Source organism: Bartonella sp. PS7NMGDW (assembly GCF_042193585.1).
GTDB classification, from domain to species: domain Bacteria; phylum Pseudomonadota; class Alphaproteobacteria; order Rhizobiales; family Rhizobiaceae; genus Bartonella; species Bartonella grahamii.
This window is the reverse complement of record NZ_JBHILX010000111.1, coordinates 1-706: the sequence shown is the minus strand read 5'-3', so window position 1 is coordinate 706 and position 706 is coordinate 1. Positions and strand designations below refer to the sequence as shown.

Below are 706 nucleotides of genomic sequence, written 5' to 3'. Positions count from 1 at the left end.
AAATGACGTAAAGCAGCACCGTGAAACCTGCTCCAGTGCATGCCATTACGCCAATTGTTTGCTCCGTACTTCTTTGCTCCAAACTCTAAAACTTTACCGATTTCAATCAGTGCCAACGGCGGGATTAGTTCAACACGCGCCTTACCAGCATCATCCTTATGCGCTTCGTTTGTGCTATGTGAACGCATATAAACTCTGTCGTCATCGCCAAATTCTTCAGTGCCACAAACATCTGCATTGCCATAAATCGCGGCGTCACCATATACCTTCACTGCATTAGAAACTCTTGCCATGTCAAAAACACGAGCATCTTCCAAAACACAAGCACCGCCAAAAACCCGTGCATCGCCAGAAACCTCAGCACCACCATAAACCCAAGCATTGTCATAAACCTTGGCATTCCCATAAACCTCAGCACCGCCAAAAACCTTAGCACTATCATAAACTTCGGCATATCCATGAACCTTGGCATATTCATAGACCCTAGCATTGCCATAAACACGGGCATCGCCAGAAACATGAGAAAAACCAAGAACATTGGCATCACCAAAAACCTTGGCATTGTCATAAACCTTGGCATTGTTCCCAACCCAACAATTACCATCATGGGATAGGTTGCCTTCTTTTTCTATCCAACCACCTAATTCGCCAGCCTTAACATCTCCAAAGCTTCTCAATGCTTCTATGAGATGAAGGGTTCTGCCAT

Annotated in this window: 1 protein-coding gene; it reads right to left on the bottom strand. The window is 45.0% G+C overall.

Features of this window, described 5'->3' with window-relative positions; translation table 11 throughout:
- Positions 1 to 706, bottom strand: a 706-nt coding sequence (locus tag ACFIKJ_RS09580) for a dATP/dGTP diphosphohydrolase domain-containing protein (RefSeq protein ID WP_375670567.1), incomplete at both ends; no start/stop codon positions are given.